Source organism: Acinetobacter sp. YH12151 (genome assembly GCF_013418355.1).
Classification (GTDB): domain Bacteria; phylum Pseudomonadota; class Gammaproteobacteria; order Pseudomonadales; family Moraxellaceae; genus Acinetobacter; species Acinetobacter pseudolwoffii.
Window position 1 is genome coordinate 13,518 of record NZ_VPCG01000034.1, and the last position, 18,206, is coordinate 31,723.

An 18,206-nucleotide genomic window follows, 5' to 3' on the forward strand; every position below is an offset into this window, starting at 1 on the left:
TTCTGAATATTTAAGTTTAATCCTAAAAAAGCTGCTTAACGGGCAGCTTTTTTATGGCCTGTATGTTTTAAATAGATGAAAAATAAAGCTTTACAAATCCACTAATTTTAGAAAGAATCATCCGCGAAATTTATAGAATAGCGATATAACTTAACCATTTAATTTTTATTGTTTTTGAGGGGGGACAATGAACTTCATAAAACTACTTTCACTTGCGGCCATGGTGCTGATGACGGGCTGTAGCTCTATGGTCATCACTTATGATGCCACCGGTCAGGTGATTGGATCATGTAAAGCAACCCGCGGTCTGCTTTCAACTGCAAGTGTCCATTGTGGTGGTTCAGGTAATGCGATGGGTGTGAATTACAATAGCGTGGATGCCAAGACGGGTTTGTTGCCAGCACTGCCAAGTCAAAACCAGATTAATTTAAAGCCATAAAGAATACAGGGGAATATCATGAAATTATCAGCACTTATTGCACTGGCACTGGTATTAACAGGCTGTGCATCGACAGTGACTACATTTGACTCGCATGGCCGTATGATCGGTTCATGTAAGGCAGAAAGCGGTTTTATCATTGGTGGTGGCGCAGGCTGTTCAGGTTCTGCCAATCAGGAAGGTCGTGATCGTTAATTTTTTAACTCCGATTCAAATAAAAAACCGAAGCTTCAAGCTTCGGTTTTTTAATTCTGATCATCTAAAATCAGATTTTATTTTTCCACGAATGCACGTTCAATCACGTAATCGCCTAGAACACCCATTTTAGGTGACTCTTTTAGACCGTGTTGGTCTAGAAGTGCAGCCACATCGTCGAGGAAGGCCGGGCTACCACACAGCATAGCGCGATCCGTTTCCGGGTTAAAACGTGGCAGACCAATTTTTTCAAACAGTTCGCCGGTTTCAATTGCAGTCGTAACGCGACCTTGGTTCGGATATTCTTCACGGGTTACGGTTGGGTAGTATACCAATTTTTCTTTCGCGCCGAGTTCAGAGAAGAATTCGTGATTTGGTACTTCATTCAAAATTAAATCTTGATAAGCCAGTTCAGAAATGAAACGGGTACCATGCACGATAATGATTTTTTCAAAACGTTCATAAGTTTCAGGATCACGGATGGTCGCCAAGAATGGTGCAAGGCCAGTGCCTGAAGACAGAAGATACAAGTTTTTGCCTGGGTTCAGGTCATCTAGCACCAAAGTACCTGTCGGTTTTTTAGAAATCAGGATGTCATCGCCGACTTTTACTTTTTGTAGAATGGAAGTCAGTGGGCCATCCGGCACTTTGATTGAGAAAAACTCTAACTCTTCTTCGTAGTTGGCACTTGCAATTGAATATGCACGCATTAAGGGCTTGCCATTGACTTCAAGGCCGATCATTACAAACTGACCGTTTTTAAAACGTAAAGCAGTGTCACGAGTCGTTTTAAAAGAGAATAAAGTATCATTCCAGTGGTGGACGTGAGTAATCTTTTCGACGTTAAAAGCAGCCATTAAAGGTCTCAATAAGTTATCAAATTAGAACAACTTGCTATTCTAAACTAAATCCATTCTCTATAAACTGAATATATTTAATTGAGCTTATCAAAAAAAGTGATGATGACTGAAATTAAGTTGCCGATTATTGGTTATATGCAATCACCCTACAAAGAAAAATTTGGTATTCCACGGCAGCCCAATCTGGTGCAGGTCGAAAGTTATATCGAAATGGTCGGCCCCTATAATGATTTGCTGGCATTTGAAGGAATTGAGGCTTTTAGTCATCTTTGGCTGATCTGGCAATTTCATGACAATAAAAACCAGGACAATAGCCAGTTTCGTCCACAAGTGCGTCCGCCACGTTTGGGCGGTAACAAGAAAATAGGCGTGTTTGCTACACGCAGCATGTATCGTCCATCACCGATTGGTTTATCTGTGGTCAAACTCAAAGAAGTGAGAAAGGTTGGCAAGCATGTTCAGGTGTATGTCACGGGGAGTGATTTGCTGGATGGCACGCCAATTATGGATATCAAACCTTATATTCAATATTCGGATGCTATCATCGAAGCACAAAGCGGTTATGCACAGGATGAACCATCACGTAAAACCGTCATCTGGTGTGATGAAGCGGAGCAGCAAAAGCAACAATTACTAGGAAATGGAAAAATTTCTGTGCAGACGATTCAGGAACTAGAAGCTGTCTTATCTTTAGATCCAAGACCAGCGTATCAGGAAGATGAAGAACGGGTATATGGGATGAGGTTTGCAAACGTTGATATTCATTTCAAAATTTATGCTCAGCAAGTGGTAATTGTTGCTATCCAGCATATTCCTTTCTAGATTATAGGTTCCACCACAATAAGCCGATCAACGCCGCCATATGCAAAATCTGCACAGGCGCAAAATAAAGGACAAACTTCCAGCCACCGGTCAAAGCGGCATTGGCTGACTTGGCCAGGGCATGAGCACCTAGACCTAAAAGCAGGGCGTAAATCAAACGGAGATTGGAGGGATCACCTTGAACGACGACACTGGCCATCGCGGCATGAATCTCGAACAGAGAGGCGAGCAAGGTCCCGGCCAGTAAGCCGGCATCCCCGAGCCAGACCTCTAGTCCGTAAACTCCAGCCTGAATGAGTGTTAAAGTCACTGCAATAATTACAGCTTCTTTTAAGCTAAACATCTGGCTGTCTGATGACTCCATGCTCGGAGCAGGTTTTGCCTTGCGCAGTAATAAAAATGCACAGGCTGCCAGAAGGATTACCGCAACTAAAGAGGGCAAGAGCAGGATTTTAAGCCAGCTCCAGGATACGCCCCCGACCACAATCAATAGCAAAACAATAGTCGAGATACAGGACATCAGTGCAGCGCCGGCATTCGATCGTGCATCCATTTCACCTTTACGGACCTGTAAGCCCAACTGTGCGATGGTGGCTGTACTGGAAACAAAACCGGAAGCGATGGAGGATAGCATCAGGGCATTTTTAGTCGAAAAAAAGCGTTTCGCAATATGCGCCAGAGCTTGTACCACTAAAATTAAGGTCAGTAATTTTAAAATAAGATAAGGGTTAAGCACTTCGCCCCAAAAAGGTCGGTCAGGGGTAAGCGGCAGACCAATCAAAATCAAGGCCAGTAATAACAGTCCATCCCTGAACTCGGCTTCTTTGATCCATTTTCCGGCAATATTGTGCATGGTATGTTTGGCCATCAAAATACCGGTTAAGAGCACAGAAAGACCGGCTGCCAGAGGAATATTCCATAAACACATGGCGCCAATAAAATAGGTCATCACAAATGCAAGCTCTGTGGTAATGCCCGGATCATCTGGTTGATTTTTGATAGATAAAATGACCATGCCACCCACGATCAAAGCACCTATTACAGCAATCACGATTCCAAACAGGAAACACAGTGCACCCAATAAAGCACAGATTGCAAAGGAACGTAAGCCGGCAAAACTCGGTTGCTGTTCGCGTTGCTTATGCCGTTCCCGCTCCAGACCAATCAATAGGCCGCAGCCTAATGCCGAGGTGAGTATCGTGAGCAGTTCATGAAAAGAATGCGCATGCAGGGGAACCGCAGTCAAATCCATCTGTGACCTCAGCAAGCTAAGAGTTGATTATTTAAAAATATATGCGACGAGATAGAGTTTGCATAGATCAAAAATGTTGCGGTAGTAATTAAATCCATTATTTACTTTCTTTTTGAGATTGAAATAGAAACGTACATTCAACAGGTGGGGAGCATGCGAAAAACTGCAAAAACTTGTTATAGTGGAGGTAAGTTTGGGGACTGATAATAATGAAATTTGACTTTGAAATTGATACGGCATGGTGTCTAGACCAACTCTTTAAAGACGGTAAAATCAGTGAACGCGACCGAATGCTGGTACAAACCACTCATCGGCAACGTGAACAATTAAAATGGCACCCTTTACAGTGGATTGCCAATTTTAATCTGGTCGATCAATCTCATCCTCAAACAACGCTGACCCTGAACCGCTTATGTCAGTGGCTGGCCGAAAAAACCGGATTAATGTTCTATATCATCGATCCTTTAAAAGCCGACGTACAGGCATTGACCCATGTCATGTCACAGGAATATGCACTACGTAACCATATTCTGGCCGTTGAGATTCAGGCCGATAAAGTTCTGATCGCGACCGATCAGCCGTATAAGACTGAATGGGTCTCTAATCTTGAACAGAATATTTCCCCGAAAAAAATCCAACGGGTGCTGCTGAATCCAGAACAGTTACAACGATATATTGTCGAATATTATCAGGTCAGCCGTGCAGTCAGTGGCTCACAAAAATCCTCGGCCTATGACCGGGAAAATAAAGGCGTCGAAGCCTTGCTACAACTGGGTGATTCGCAAAATCCGGATGCCAATGACCAGCATATTGTCAAACTGGTGGACTGGGTGCTGCAATTTGCCTTTGAACAGGGTGCCAGTGATATTCATATGGAACCGCGCAAAGGTACGGGCAAGATTCGCTTTCGAATCGATGGGGTGTTGCATACCATTTATAACATGCCGGCCAATACGCTGACAGCGGTAATTTCCCGGATCAAGATTCTGGGCCGGATGAATGTGGCAGAAAAGCGCAAGCCACAAGATGGCCGTCTGAAAACCCGAACGCCGAAAGGACAGGAAACCGAATTGCGTCTGTCGACCTTGCCGACCGCATTTGGCGAAAAACTGGTGATGCGTATTTTCGATCCGGAAGTTCTGGTCAGAAGTTTTCAGCAACTCGGTTTTGAAGGGCATTTACTCAATGACTGGAATAATCTGACCAGTCACAGTCACGGCATCATTCTGGTCACCGGGCCAACTGGTTCTGGTAAAACCACAACACTGTATTCGACCTTGAAGCAGCTGGCGACGGAACAGGTCAACGTCTGTACTATTGAAGATCCGATCGAGATGCTGGAACCGAGTTTCAACCAGATGCAGGTCAATAATGGTATTGAACTGGGCTTCGCCGATGGCGTGCGCGCGCTGATGCGTCAGGATCCGGACATTATCATGGTCGGTGAGATTCGTGATCAGGATACGGCCAATATGGCGATCCAGGCAGCACTCACCGGGCATCTGGTGTTATCTACCCTACATACCAATGATGCGCCGTCGAGTCTGACCCGTTTGCATGATCTGGGCGTGCAACCTTTTCTGACCGCAGCCACCATTCTCGGGGTATTGGCGCAGCGTCTGGTGCGTAAACTCTGCCCACACTGCAAGCAGGAAAGCTTCCTGAATGAACAGGAATGGCAGCATCTGGCGGCAGACTATCCTTTACCGCGTCCGGAATTTGTTTTTAAAGCCGTAGGTTGTGAGGAATGCCGTCATACCGGTTATAAAGGCCGGATTGGTATTTACGAATTTATGCCCCTGAGTCTGGAAACCAAGCAGTTGATTGGGGCCGATGCCAATTTGAACCAGTTACGCCAGCAGGCCAAAAAAGAAGGGGTAGAGCCATTGCGTATTGCCGGCGCACGTAAAGTCATGGAAGGAATGACCACACTGGAAGAAGTCTTGAGAGTGGTGCCCTTAAATTAATTTTTGAAAATGAGGGTTTCTTAAGATTCAGCTCATCTTCGGCTGTTTTAATAGCATTATCGAAACAAAGCACAGATACACATAGAGGTATATGTAATGAAAATGATGATGAATACCGTTTTAGCAGCCACCCTGATGGGTTCAATCGCGACAGCAGCTGTAGCGAGTAACGAAACTGTGAATCAGCCCGTGGTAAATCAGGCCGCTTTTGCTCAAGTCACTACCGTTAAACAGGCTTTGGGCATGAAAGATGATAGCAATGTTCAGCTTAAAGGCTATGTGGTTAAAGCGGTCGGTGATGAAAAATATCAGTTCCGTGACAGCACCGGCAGCATCACCGTAGAAATTGATGATGAACTGTGGCAAGGCAAACCGATTTCAGCCAAAACGCCAGTGACCATTATCGGTGAAGTGGATATTGACTATAAACCGGCAAAACGAGTTGAAATTGATGTCGAGCAGCTTCGTTTCTAATTCTAATATGAGCAGATGAATTGAATCTGAAGCTTGCTCTGGATTCAAAAACTGTAAAAAACCACATGCAAATCATACAAAAAAGCATGTGGTTTTTTTGAGTCTGGAACTTTTTCAGGGCAAGATAGAACAAGGAAGCAAACGGAGCAGAGTATGCGTATTCTTTTGGCAGAAGATGATCAGTCTCAGGCAGACAGTATCCAGACCTGGCTGGAAATGGATGGTTATGTGATTGATCGGGTAGAGCGCGGTGATCATGCGATCCTGGCGATTGAGCAACATCAATATGACTGTATTCTGCTGGACCGCGGCCTGCCGAATGCCACTGGAGACGAGATTCTGAAAAGTTTGCGCAGCCAACAGCAAGATACACCAGTGATTTTTATTACGGCCAAAGACAGTATTGATGATCGGGTCGAGGGGCTGGATTTAGGCGCGAATGATTATCTGGTGAAACCCTTTAGTTTGGAAGAACTTTCCGCCCGGGTACGTGCCCAGCTCAGGCTGAAGCAGCAAACACCGAATCATATCCTGCACTGGCAGGATCTTAGTCTGGACACTCAGGCCAAAAACCTGACCAAAGCGGGTCAAGCGATCAATCTCACTGCGAAAGAATTTCAAATTCTATATAAGCTGATGCAGCAGCCTGAACATATTGTCACCCGTGAACAGCTGGAAGAATCACTGTATGCTTGGGGTGATGAAATTGAAAGTAATGCCATTGAAGTGTTTATTTACCAGTTACGTAAAAAAATTGGCAGCCAGGTGATTAAAACCATCCGTGGTTTGGGTTATCGCATGCATAAACCCGAGGCATAAATATGTCTGCACCAGTCTCCCTGCAAACTCGCCTGATCAAGAATGCCATGCTGAGCTCCATGCTGGCAGGATTGTTGGCGTGGTTGCTGTTACTCGGGGTTTCAAGTTATCAAGCCATTCAGCTGCATGATGATTTGATGGAACAGATTTCCGAGCTCTTACTTGGTGATATCAGACAGGCCAAAGGTGATCAGGTCGATGAAATCAGCGAGCAATTCGATATTCAATATGCGCTATTGCTCAATCAGGATATTTTGACCACGTCCATCGATGATGATTTGATTAACAGTGTGCGGGTTAATGAACACAGTGGCTTTCAGTTTGCTTATGAAAATGGCCGTTTTATCCGGATTTTAACTGCTAAAGAGGATGGCTTGCAGGCCAAAGTACTGCAGCCTTTATCGGTACGTTTTAACGAGTTATGGCAAACCACCTTCAGTTTTGCCGGAATTTTACTGATACTCTGGTTATTGCAATGGCTGATTTTACATGTGGTCGTGAAACGTCAATTACAACCTCTAAATAATATTTCCCGCGCCATAGGTTCCAAGTCGGCCGAAGATTTAAGTCCGGTCAACAGTCCAGATCCTGAAATCACGGAATTGCAACCAATTGTGCAGCAGTTAAATGCCATGCTGAATCGGCTGGAAAAATCACTGCTGGCCGAACAGCGCTTTACTGCCGATGCATCGCATGAATTACGCTCGCCGCTTTCTGCCATTCAGATGCGTTTGCAGGTATTGAAACGTCAATATCAGCATGATGCCCAGTTGCCGCAAGCCCTGCAACTGATTCAAAATGATGTCAATCGTGGTACGCAAGTGCTGGAGAATTTACTCTTATTGGCACGTCTGGATCCTGAAAAAGCAGAGCAGTTGCCGCAACAGGCCGTAAATCTGAAAATGATTGTTCAGGAGGTATTACAGGCCTTGCAGCCTTTTGCCGCAGAGAAACAGATCAAATGGCAGCTGAGCATAGACGATGGCCAGATCATGGCAAATGCAGAATTAATTTTTAGCTGCATTCGTAACTTGGTGGATAATGCAATTCGCTATAGCCCAGAACAAGGTAGGATTGAGATAAAAACAGATGTTGATGCCGCAGGGCGTTTGCGCTTAGTGATTGAAAATTCGGGAACAGGCATAGCAAGGGAAGTATTGGTACATCTGGGAGAACGGTTTTATCGTGCTTTAGGCACACGTACCTCAGGATCGGGTTTGGGGCTGTCGATTTGTCGTAAGATCATGCAATTACACGCAGCAGAAATTGAGATTGCGGCCTCTGATTTGGGCGGACTGAAAGTTGTACTCAGTTTTGCCAAATCGTAATTCAGTTCGCTAAAAAAGCAGTATGCGCTGATTCATACTGCTGGTTCCCACGTTTATTATGATTAGAGTGTTATCGTTATTTTGTGAGGATCAGGCGATTATTACGGGTCAGGCGTAAACGGTATTCTTCACCAGCATGCATGATTCTAATTTCACGCCCAAGTGCGAAAAGATTATTTGAGTGCAGCATGGGTAGTGCATGATGGCTATCGTTATTACGGCTAAACAAGCTAAAAGGTGCGTTCATTCCATCGACTCCGTGGTATCTGTTTTGGATTGATTTAAATGATAATCATTATCGAATAGGTCTGTCAATGAATAATTCTGTAATTTATAAAATAGAGCAATTTGCTTACAATCTGTAAAACTTCGAGTGCAGTAAAATGATGTCTAAACCCAATATTCATGTTGCGATTTCAATCTTATTTCATAAAAATCAAGTGCTTGTGGGGTGGCGAGAAGCCAGTCAGCATCAAGGCAACAAATATGAATTTCCAGGTGGAAAAGTAGAATCGGGTGAGCAACCGGTTGAAGCCTGTCGACGTGAAGTGCTGGAAGAGGTCGGGATTGATCTGGATCAGTGGCATGCATTCGATTTTATCTGTCATGAATATGAAGATGTCATTGTCAACCTACATATATTTCATGCGTCAGTGTCTGAGTCACAATTGTCAGGAATTCAACCACCCTGGAGCTGGTATGCGCGTGAACAGCTGAGCAGTCTGAATTTTCCCAAAGCCAACCAGTCCATGCTGCAAAAGCTGCAATGGCCGCAGCGCATCAAGATTGCAGAGGATCTGGCGACTTTGCAGCAACTCGATCCGGATCTGATGCTGTATTGGCGAGTGGCAATTACACCTGAACGCGTTATGCAATTACAACAGCTTCCGATTGAGCTGCTTTCCAAGCTAATAATTAATCAGGAGCTCTGGTCACAGCTTAACGAATTGCAACAGCAAACGATTCGCACCCTTCACCTGAAACAGTCCCAGTTAGTGGCCTTGCAAGCCGGTCAGTTACTGCGAGGCTATCGTTATATTGCAGCTTGCCATGATCTGGCGACATTACAGCAGGCTGAACAGATTGGCTGTGAGGCAGCTTTGCTCAGTCCGGTGCTGGCGACACCGACACACCCGGGTACTGAGACATTGGGCTGGGAGCAGTTCCAACAGCTGGCAACCCAGGTACAAATTCCGGTATTTGCCTTGGGCGGGCTGAAAACAGAAGATCTGAGCTATGCACAAGGCCGGCATGCTTATGGTATTGCAGGTATAAGCAATATATAAGTAAGCTGCTTTTTATTGGTAAGTTATAATTAAGATATTAAAGTTTTTTTAAAGCCTGCTGGGCATTTTGAATGGCTTTGGTGTCTTTTTGCTGTTGTGCAGCCTTTAAACGAACCTGCCAGAGCTGTTTCTTCATCGCATTTGATTGCGCATAGCTCAGGCCACGTAATGCAAAAGCATCTGCACGTGCAGGCTGATTTTTGCGGTTCGCAATCATGCCCAGGTACAGATAAGTTTCAGATGCTTGAGGTGCCAGGCGCTGGGCTTGTACCGCTGCTGCTTCGGCCTGAGAAAATTGCTGCTTGGCATAGGCCTGCTGGGTTTGCTGCATAAGACGCTTGAAAGCAGGCAGATTACGGCCATCATCAAATTTCTGGTTTTTAGGCTTTTGCTCAGGAATTACAATTTTCTGGCGTTTGATTTCAGGACGGTCATAAGGCGTAATCACGACGCCGTCTGGGGTCTGTGGTTTAGGCTTTTCTGTTGCAGGTTTGGCTGGAGCAGCTGGCTCTGGCTCAGGAAAGCTTTGGCAGCCCACCAAACTGAGGATGAGCAGGCCAGGGATGATTTTTTGTAACATAAACATAGACTCAATTAATGGCTATAACTTCCACTCGAGATAATACGGGTTTCGTTGGCAAGATCGCGTTCTATTTCTGTTTCACTTTCTTGTATATAACGGCTGATATCATCCATCTCGTCCGGATTGGAAGAAGAAGGTTCCGAGTCGATGGTCACTGGTTCCGTCACGTAGCGCGAGAGACCGCAAGGGGTGGCCTGATTCGGTAGCGAATGCTGCGAAATCGGAATATACATGGCACCTTCACAGCCTGGCGCAGACAACAAGCCGGTATAACGATCCAGCCAGTGCCATTGAATTTCATTCGGTTGTGGCAGATTGACCGGCTTCTGACGTAGCTGTTTCATGACATTGACCCAGACTGGAAGTGCACCAGAGGAACCGGTTAAACCAGTCACTTTGTTGTCATCCAGACCCAGCCAGACCACGGTCATATAATTACCTGAATAGCCGGCAAACCATGAATCACGGCTGTCATTGGTAGTACCTGATTTACCTGCAAGATTCAGGCTGCTTGGCAGGCTGTTATAAGCTGCGCGGCCTGTACCGCTCGACATCACCTGTTGCAGGCCATAATTCAGGGCATAGGCTGAAGCCGGGTCAATGGTCGGTTGTACGCTTAAGCTATAACGGTCGAGTATCCGTCCATTGGCATCGACCACAGAACGAATTGACTTGGTTGGATATTTAAAGCCACCTGTGGCGAAGTTACCATAAATATTCATCACCTCCATTGGCGACATATCCACCGCACCTAAATAAATAGACGGATAGGATGGAATATCGGAAGTGACGCCAAATTTTTTCAGATGATTAATAAAGGTAGACAGACCAAATTCTTGTCCTAAACGTACAGTAGACAGGTTATAGGATTGTGACAGCGCTTGTGACATCGGTACGACACCATGTCCACGGCCACTGTAGTTTTTCGGCGTCCAGGTCTTACCATCACTTTGTACACTAATTTCACTGTCTTCAATCGGACTGGCCCAATGGTAACGATTTGATTCCAGTGCACTCAGGTAAATCACAGGCTTTAATAATGAACCCACCTGACGTTTGGCATCTACTGTACGGTTAAAACCGGTAAAGTCTTGAGTCGAGCCGACTGCTGCAACCAGTTCACCATTTTCCGGATGCGATACCAAAACTGCACCCTGCAAGTCTTTTAAACGGCCCGGATTAGATTTGGTTAAACGTGCGACTGTCTGCTTAAAACTGTCCTGAATTCGGGTTTGAGCCAAAGGATCCAGCGTGGTGAAAATACGCAGACCCTGATTGGTCAGGTCAGTTTCCTGATAGTCAGTGCGTAATTGACGACGCACAATATCCAGGAAGTCCGGGAAACGTGCAGGGCCCAAGGTTGGTTTTGAAATCACGTTCAATGGACGTGCGGTTTCTTTTTCATATTGTTCTTGGCTTAGATAGCCCATCACCAGCATATTATTCAGGACGATATCACGGCGTTTTTTCGCACTTTCAGGATTACGCCATGGGTTATATAGACTCGGGCCTTGTACCAGACCGACTAAAAAAGCCTGCTGGGAAATATTCAGTTCACGCAGTGGCAGACCAAAATAAAACTGAGAAGCCAAGCCATAACCATTAATTGAATAGTTACCATTTTGGCCGAGATTCACTTCATTTAGATAAGCTTCCAGAATTTCATTCTTGTCATAATGTAATTCAACCAGCATGGCCATAAAGGCTTCATTGACTTTACGCTTTAAGGTACGCTCAGGCGTTAAATAGAAATTTTTCACCAGTTGCTGGGTTAAAGTCGAGCCACCCTGACGTTTGCCACCGGTAATATTACTGACAACAGCACGTGCAATACCGCGTGGAGATACGCCATGGTGTTCATAGAATTTACGGTCTTCAGTTGCGATGAGCGCTTCGATCAAGGGTTTAGGCACTTTATTCAGCTTGATCAGTACCCGGTCTTCGTTATGCTGTGGATAAATTCCACCAATCAATAAGGGTTCCAGTCGGGCAATACCGCTAGAAGATGGCTTGGTGGCGCTAACCTCAGTCACTTGATTAGCACTAAAACTCACTTTCAGAACTTGTTCCGGTTCAACCCGATCACCAAAATCAAAGCCACGGGTATGTACATATAAAGTATTTCCCATAGTGACAAAATTGCCCGACTTGGCATAACTATCCGAGTTTTTATAACCGAGTAATTTTAATTCTTGTTGGAAATCCTGCTGACTGACTGGGGCATTGACGTACACTTCCATTGGACGTGCGAAAACTTTCGCCGGAATATCCCAGCGTTGACCTTCAAATTTTTCGCGTACAATATTATCTAATTTAATCAGGTAAATACTAAATACGACAAAGATGGAAATGACTAAAATCGAGAAAATTAAGGCAAAAAACCCCATGCCACGTTCAGATTTCATAAATACTTATAAGATCCTGTGAAATTGTGCTAATCATGCGAAGCTTTTAATCATTTTGCAATATTTAATCAATAAATGCGCTTAAAATTAAAATCAAAGCCCACAATTTCTCCTTAATTCAAATATATTTCAAATAATTTGCGACGAGCTAGCATCCTGTTATAAATTATCATCCAGGTATAGCTTAATGCTATGATATGCAAGATCCGTAGCGGAGCGACGACACTGGTGCAAATTTCCCATAAAACCTTTCGAAATATCGGGTTAATAGGACGTCCTGATAAATCATCGGTGGTTGAAACCTTATGTCTTATTCATGATCATCTTCTGAATTTAGGCCTACATCCTGTTTTTGATGCAGCGACAGCTGAACTCGTTCCATATAACAATACCCAAACTGTCAGTCGTGCTTTACTTGGTGAAGTCGTTGATCTGGTCATTGTGGTAGGAGGGGATGGTTCGCTTTTGCATGCAGCACGCGCACTGGTCAAGTACAATACTCCTGTGATTGGCGTTAATCGGGGGCGTCTGGGATTCTTAACCGACATCAAGCCAACCGAAGTCATCTTTAAGCTGGATCAGGTGTTAAAAGGTGATTTTCAGACTGAGCGACGTTTTTTACTCGAAGTCGAAATTCGCTCCAAAGGCGAAGTGATTTACGATGCAATTGCACTGAATGATGTGGTACTGCATTCAGGAAAATCGGTGCATATGATCGATTTTGAACTGAATATTGACGGACAGTATGTCTATCGTCAGCACAGTGATGGCCTGATTGTATCGACGCCGACCGGCTCTACGGCTTATGCACTTTCTGGGGGCGGGCCAATTGTCCATCCGAGTATGGATGCGATTGCGCTGGTGCCGATGCATCCGCATACCTTGTCTTCACGCCCGATTGTGGTCGGTGGACACAGCGAAATTAAATTACTGATTCGTGAAAATCGCGTACTGCCGATGGTCAGTGCGGATGGACAACACAGTGTGTCTTTGAATGTTGGCGATAGCGTCCATATTCGCAAGCATCCCTTTAAACTGAATCTTCTGCATCCACCGGGCTATGACTTTTATAATGCCTGTCGAACCAAACTGGGGTGGAATCAGGACTTTGATTATTTTAAGCAGGATTAAATCATGAATATTGAACAAATGCTTGCCGTACTCAATCCTGAGATTGTTGAACGCCTAAGAACAGCAATTGAAATTGGAAAGTGGCCAAATGGTGTAGCCCTAACTCAGGAACAACGCCAGACTTGTATGCAGGCAGTCTATGCCTGGGAAATGAAAAACTTGCCTGAAAATGAGCGCAGCGGTTTTATCGATCGCGGTACTAAAGAAGAAGGCGAGGAATGTGATGATGATCATCACAAGAATGAACCGGAATTCAAGCCAATTCGTTTTGTCTAAGCACTGAGGTCGAGTCAGTCGAAAGATATTTAAAAAAGCATTGTTCAATGAAGGAACAATGCTTTTTTTCTACACATTTCAAAGTTTAAACGGTGTGACGATTCACCCATAATTCTTTGGCTTTTTGCATCGCAACTTCATAGCTTTTACATGCACCCATGCTATACAACGCAATGCCCATGGTTTCCGTAACCGCAATCTCGCCATATTCATGGCTTTGCTGACCATCCCATACTGCTTTAAATAAGGCCAGATCCAGTTCTTCCTCAACCGGACTACGATTGTCAGTCAGTTTCGGTAGTTCATATTCGTACAGTTCGCCATCTTTAATACCGCAGATCAAAGTTTTGGCATCCGGATTACGCTCAAATTCGCCCCCTTCACCTTTAATTACCGCACTATTTTTATAACCTAAGCGGAAAGCCGCCTGTTGGTGCGAACCCCGATACGCCGGATGGAAAATTGCTTGCAGCGTTGCTTTGGCATTAAACGGGTTAATTAAACGAGCCAGCGTATGAATCGGGGAGCGCAGTCCCATTACATTTCGTAGGCCAATCAGATCTGCCAGAATCGGAGAAATCACCTCTAACGGGATATAGGCAAAATGTCGTTGCTGTAATTGCTGCTCCACTTCATCATCATTTTGACAGATTGGATAGCCTAAGCAAGTTAACACTTGTTCGGTATAAACCCGGTTCATGGTATGACCAGCGGCACCATGCATCACAATAGTATAACCATGCTTGGCCAACGTCAGTGCTGCCAGAATAAACCATGGATAATGCTTGCGCTTGCCTGCATAAGAGGACCAGTCCAGATCGACATCCAGCTGCTTAAAGTCAAGCTGGTCGCGTGTGGCCTGAACAAAACCGGCTAACTCATCTACAGACTCTTCTTTGACCCGCAATAACATCAAGAACGCCCCTAGCTGCACATCGAGCACTTCATCTTTCAGAATCATGCTAAAGGCTTGATAGGCTTCATCATAGCTGAGGGAGCGGGCGCCATTTTTTCCTTTCCCCACGATGCGTACATATTGGGCAAAGGGATGTTCGAAATCTTTATAAATATTTCTTTTGGTCTTCATAACTTATACAGCTTGCAGCAAATATTGGGGTCAATGAGGAGGGTCTAAAATTAACAAAGCTTTCAGTATACGGAAAACAGGCATTTAAATCTGATTATCGACTAATGTCTAATTCAATGCGAGCAAAAAGCAGGCAATTGCATAAGACTTTATGCACATTTAATGGGATTTTTCAGTAAAATTCAGACAATTTTTAGAGTTTGTTTAAGTTTTCTTAATCTCTTTCTCCCATTTAATACTTTGGTCTGATGCTGCGCGTCAGATTGAATGCGTGGCTGATTTTCATTTTGAACATTCTCTTGAGCCTATTGAGATTTGATCCAGTTCATCTTCAGAGCAGATGAACAGATCAGTGCATTTCTCAAAATGGTCTTTTTATTTTCAGATATCGTTCAAGTAGATTTATTATGGCGAAAAAACCGATTTATAAGTCACTGTATTTTCAGGTGATTGTGGCCATTATTGCAGGTATTCTGGTCGGGCATTTCTCGCCGAGTGGTACGCAAATTATCAATGGTGTAGAACAGTATGTTCCTGGCTTGGGTGAACAGCTTAAACCGCTGGGTGATGCATTTATCCGCCTGATCAAAATGATCATCGCACCGGTGATTTTCTGTACTGTGGTCAGCGGTATTGCGGGTATGGAAAGCATGAAATCAGTGGGTAAAACTGGTGGTGTTGCTTTACTTTACTTCGAAATCGTCTCCACGATTGCGTTGGTCATCGGTCTGGTGGTGATTAACATCGTCAAGCCAGGTGTAGGCATGAACGTTGATCCTGCATCACTGGATACCACGGGCATCAGCAAATATGTCGCTACAGGTGAGTCACAGTCGACGATCGACTTCCTGATGAATATCATTCCAAATACGGTGGTAGGTGCATTTGCGGAAGGCGAAATTCTACAGGTTCTGTTGTTCGCGATCATTTTTGGTTTCGCGCTGCATAAGCTGGGTGATCAAGGCAAGCCAGTCCTGAAACTCATCGACCAGATTTCACATGTATTCTTCAATATTGTGAACATGATAATGAAACTTGCGCCAATCGGTGCATTTGGTGCAATGGCCTTTACCATTGGTAAATATGGTATTGGTTCGCTTGCTCAGCTGGCACAGTTGATCATTTGTTTCTATATCACCTGCGTACTGTTTATTTTCATCGTACTGGGTTCAATTGCGCGTTTTGCGGGTTTCAGCATCATGAAGATGATTCGCCTGATTCGTGAAGAACTGCTGATTGTACTGGGTACTTCTTCTTCAGAATCAGTATTGCCACGTATGTTGAAAAAACTGGAACTTGCTGGTGCTGAAAAATCAGTGGTAGGTCTGGTGATTCCAACCGGTTATTCATTTAACCTGGATGGAACTTCAATCTATTTGACCATGGCTGCGATCTTTATTGCGCAGGCGACCAATACACAACTTGATTTGTCTCATCAGATTACCCTTCTTCTGGTACTGTTGATTTCATCTAAAGGTGCGGCAGGTGTCACGGGTTCTGGCTTTATTGTGATGGCAGCAACCTTGGCTGCTGTGGGCAATATTCCTGTTGCAGGTCTGGCCTTGATTCTCGGTATTGACCGTTTCATGTCTGAAGCGCGTGCCTTGACCAATCTGGTGGGTAACTCTTTGGCGACTTTGGTTGTTGCAAAATGGGTAGGCCAGCTCGATATGGACAAGCTGAACTATGCATTGGCAAATCCATCAGAAATTGATGAAAAAATGGCGCAAGAAGGCAATAACGCCCATTAATTCTAATGTTTGAAAGAAAAAGGAAGCTTCGGCTTCCTTTTTTATTGACTGCAAAGTTAGTAAAAGATAGATGCCAGTACATGACAGTAAAGCTGAAAGTAGATAGTCTGTAAAACAGGAAATAAAACGATAAACAGTATAAGGACAACAGAATGCTTGCCTACGATGCCGATCTAGAATTATTCCGCGACAATTTTAAACGCTTTATGAATGAACATGTCGCACCGTATTATCAACAATGGGAGCACGAAGGCCTGATGCCACGTTCAGTCTGGAATGCACTTGGTGAAAATGGTTTCTTGTGTGTCGATGTTCCGGAGGAATATGGCGGCTATGGGGTGCCAACCGATTATTCATTGATGCTGATTGAAGAGTCTGCACGTGCCGGATACAGTGCCATTTCTACAGGGTTGTCCTGTCATTCGGATATTGCTGCACCCTATATCTTGCATATTGGAACTGAAGAGCAGAAGAAACACTGGTTGCCGAAAATGGTGAGCGGTGAAGTGGTCGGTGCGATTGGTATGACCGAGCCAGGTGCCGGCTCAGACTTGCAAGCCATGCGTACCAGTGCCATCTTGCAGGATGATTACTATGTATTAAATGGCTCAAAAACCTTTATTTCCAATGGTCAGCATGCCGACCTGGTAGTACTGGCAGTCAAAACTGATCCGCAAGCGCGTGCCAAAGGCGTTTCTTTGTTACTGGCCGACACGCATCTGGAAGGCTTTAAAAAAGGCACTAATCTGGACAAGATTGGCCTGCATGCGCAAGATACTTCGGAACTGTTCTTTGACAATGTTAAGGTGCCGAAAAACCAGTTGCTCGGTCAACCGGGGCAGGGTTTTGCTTATTTGATGCAGGAATTACCGCGTGAGCGTACCGCCATCGCAGCAACAGCCTTGGGTGCAATTCGTGGTTCTATTGATGTGACCACGCAATATGTGAAAGAGCGTCAGGCTTTTGGTCAGGCCATCGGTCAATTCCAGAATACTCGTTTTGTTTTGGCACAAGCGAAAATTGATGAATTGGCGACCGCAGCTTTTTATAACCAGAATCTTGAGCTTTATATGCAAGGGAAACTGGATGTCGAAACTGCAGCGGCATTGAAAAGTTTTTCTACCGATATGCAGATGAAGATTGCTGACAATCTGCTTCAGCTCTTTGGTGGTTATGGCTACATGACTGAATATCCAATTTCACGCTTCTTTGTCGATGCCCGTATTCAACGGATTTATGGCGGTACCAATGAAATCATGAAAGAAATTGTAGCGCGTGGTCTGTTAGGACGTTAATTTATTAATGAAAAAAGAGTCCTTTTTAAGGACTCTTTTTTTACAGGCAAGCTATAGCAAAGAGCCGTGACTCTGTTTTAAATTTTATGATTTCAAGACATTCAAACATTAGATCTCTTGCGAAAGTTAATTTAAGAGCATCCAATTCACCATTCCAGCAATTAAATTCATTCTTAGACCAAAGCGTTTCCGTCTATTTCTATAGCGTTCTGTTAATATCCGAAAATGTTTAAGTT

At 44.4% G+C, this 18,206-nt stretch carries 18 protein-coding genes and 1 pseudogene; 12 read left to right on the forward strand and 7 right to left on the reverse strand.

The features are described from left to right. Positions 1-187: 187 nt before the first annotated feature. Positions 188-439 carry a hypothetical protein gene (locus FTU82_RS11885; RefSeq protein ID WP_180101365.1) on the forward strand — a complete coding sequence of 84 codons (252 nt, stop codon included), beginning with the start codon at positions 188-190 and terminating at the stop codon, positions 437-439. Positions 440-457: 18 nt separating this feature from the next. Further along, a complete protein-coding gene (locus FTU82_RS11890) occupies positions 458-634 on the forward strand; it encodes a hypothetical protein (protein ID WP_005097486.1) in 177 nt (58 codons plus the stop codon). A gap of 77 nt (positions 635-711) precedes the next feature. Here the strand turns inward: FTU82_RS11890 and FTU82_RS11895 are convergent, their stop codons facing one another. After that, a complete protein-coding gene (locus tag FTU82_RS11895; protein WP_005097483.1) occupies positions 712-1,491 on the reverse strand; it encodes a ferredoxin--NADP reductase in 780 nt (259 codons plus the stop codon). A gap of 105 nt (positions 1,492-1,596) precedes the next feature. Between FTU82_RS11895 and tsaA the strand changes: the two genes are divergently transcribed. Continuing rightward, on the forward strand, positions 1,597-2,316 hold the full coding sequence (tsaA, locus tag FTU82_RS11900; RefSeq protein WP_180001325.1) for a tRNA (N6-threonylcarbamoyladenosine(37)-N6)-methyltransferase TrmO: 720 nt from the start codon (positions 1,597-1,599) through the stop codon (positions 2,314-2,316). A gap of 1 nt (position 2,317) precedes the next feature. Here the strand turns inward: tsaA and FTU82_RS11905 are convergent, their stop codons facing one another. Continuing rightward, positions 2,318-3,568 carry an MgtC/SapB family protein gene (locus FTU82_RS11905; protein ID WP_180086337.1) on the reverse strand — a complete coding sequence of 417 codons (1,251 nt, stop codon included), beginning with the start codon at positions 3,566-3,568 and terminating at the stop codon, positions 2,318-2,320. A gap of 209 nt (positions 3,569-3,777) precedes the next feature. Between FTU82_RS11905 and FTU82_RS11910 the strand changes: the two genes are divergently transcribed. The 4 genes from FTU82_RS11910 (at position 3,778) to FTU82_RS11925 (ending at position 8,156) form a co-directional block, all read left to right on the forward strand. Continuing rightward, positions 3,778-5,535, forward strand: coding sequence for a GspE/PulE family protein (locus FTU82_RS11910; RefSeq protein WP_180086335.1), 1,758 nt, complete (start codon positions 3,778-3,780; stop codon positions 5,533-5,535). A gap of 96 nt (positions 5,536-5,631) precedes the next feature. Further along, entirely contained in the window at positions 5,632-6,009 is a 378-nt protein-coding gene (locus tag FTU82_RS11915; protein WP_005097478.1) for a NirD/YgiW/YdeI family stress tolerance protein, read from the forward strand. Positions 6,010-6,162: 153 nt separating this feature from the next. Then, positions 6,163-6,828 (forward strand): response regulator transcription factor, encoded by a 666-nt coding sequence (locus tag FTU82_RS11920; protein WP_180086333.1) that lies wholly within the window; start codon positions 6,163-6,165, stop codon positions 6,826-6,828. 2 nt (positions 6,829-6,830) lie between these two features. Then, positions 6,831-8,156, forward strand: a complete 1,326-nt coding sequence (locus FTU82_RS11925) for a HAMP domain-containing sensor histidine kinase (protein ID WP_180000426.1) — start codon at positions 6,831-6,833, stop codon at positions 8,154-8,156. 76 nt (positions 8,157-8,232) lie between these two features. On the opposite strand, the gene hemP is transcribed toward FTU82_RS11925, so the two are convergent. Further along, complete coding sequence (gene hemP, locus FTU82_RS11930) at positions 8,233-8,403, reverse strand: hemin uptake protein HemP (RefSeq protein ID WP_005170213.1); 171 nt, start codon at positions 8,401-8,403, stop codon at positions 8,233-8,235. 139 nt (positions 8,404-8,542) lie between these two features. Between hemP and FTU82_RS11935 the strand changes: the two genes are divergently transcribed. Next, entirely contained in the window at positions 8,543-9,442 is a 900-nt protein-coding gene (locus FTU82_RS11935; RefSeq protein ID WP_180086331.1) for an NUDIX domain-containing protein, read from the forward strand. Between the two features lie 37 nt (positions 9,443-9,479). Here FTU82_RS11935 and FTU82_RS11940 read toward each other — a convergent pair whose 3' ends face one another. Together FTU82_RS11940 and mrcB are read right to left on the reverse strand one after the other, a co-directional pair. Further along, a complete protein-coding gene (locus FTU82_RS11940; protein ID WP_100329188.1) occupies positions 9,480-10,022 on the reverse strand; it encodes a hypothetical protein in 543 nt (180 codons plus the stop codon). A gap of 14 nt (positions 10,023-10,036) precedes the next feature. Beyond that, positions 10,037-12,430 (reverse strand): penicillin-binding protein 1B, encoded by a 2,394-nt coding sequence (gene mrcB / locus FTU82_RS11945; protein ID WP_180086329.1) that lies wholly within the window; start codon positions 12,428-12,430, stop codon positions 10,037-10,039. A gap of 192 nt (positions 12,431-12,622) precedes the next feature. Between mrcB and FTU82_RS11950 the strand changes: the two genes are divergently transcribed. Together FTU82_RS11950 and FTU82_RS11955 are read left to right on the forward strand one after the other, a co-directional pair. Continuing rightward, positions 12,623-13,561, forward strand: a complete 939-nt coding sequence (locus FTU82_RS11950; protein WP_005097467.1) for an NAD(+) kinase — start codon at positions 12,623-12,625, stop codon at positions 13,559-13,561. 3 nt (positions 13,562-13,564) lie between these two features. Beyond that, positions 13,565-13,837 (forward strand): YeaC family protein, encoded by a 273-nt coding sequence (locus FTU82_RS11955; protein WP_005097466.1) that lies wholly within the window; start codon positions 13,565-13,567, stop codon positions 13,835-13,837. 85 nt (positions 13,838-13,922) lie between these two features. Here the strand turns inward: FTU82_RS11955 and FTU82_RS11960 are convergent, their stop codons facing one another. Beyond that, positions 13,923-14,924, reverse strand: coding sequence for a glycosyl transferase family protein (locus FTU82_RS11960; protein WP_180086327.1), 1,002 nt, complete (start codon positions 14,922-14,924; stop codon positions 13,923-13,925). 407 nt (positions 14,925-15,331) lie between these two features. On the opposite strand from FTU82_RS11960, the gene FTU82_RS11965 reads away from it, so the two are divergent. Together FTU82_RS11965 and FTU82_RS11970 are read left to right on the forward strand one after the other, a co-directional pair. Further along, positions 15,332-16,675 (forward strand): dicarboxylate/amino acid:cation symporter, encoded by a 1,344-nt coding sequence (locus FTU82_RS11965; protein ID WP_005097464.1) that lies wholly within the window; start codon positions 15,332-15,334, stop codon positions 16,673-16,675. Between the two features lie 152 nt (positions 16,676-16,827). Then, complete coding sequence (locus tag FTU82_RS11970; protein ID WP_100534802.1) at positions 16,828-17,970, forward strand: acyl-CoA dehydrogenase family protein; 1,143 nt, start codon at positions 16,828-16,830, stop codon at positions 17,968-17,970. A 126-nt stretch (positions 17,971-18,096) separates the two neighbouring features. Here FTU82_RS11970 and FTU82_RS11975 read toward each other — a convergent pair. Beyond that, positions 18,097-18,206 (reverse strand): annotated as a pseudogene (locus FTU82_RS11975) (IS5/IS1182 family transposase); the annotation flags it as partial.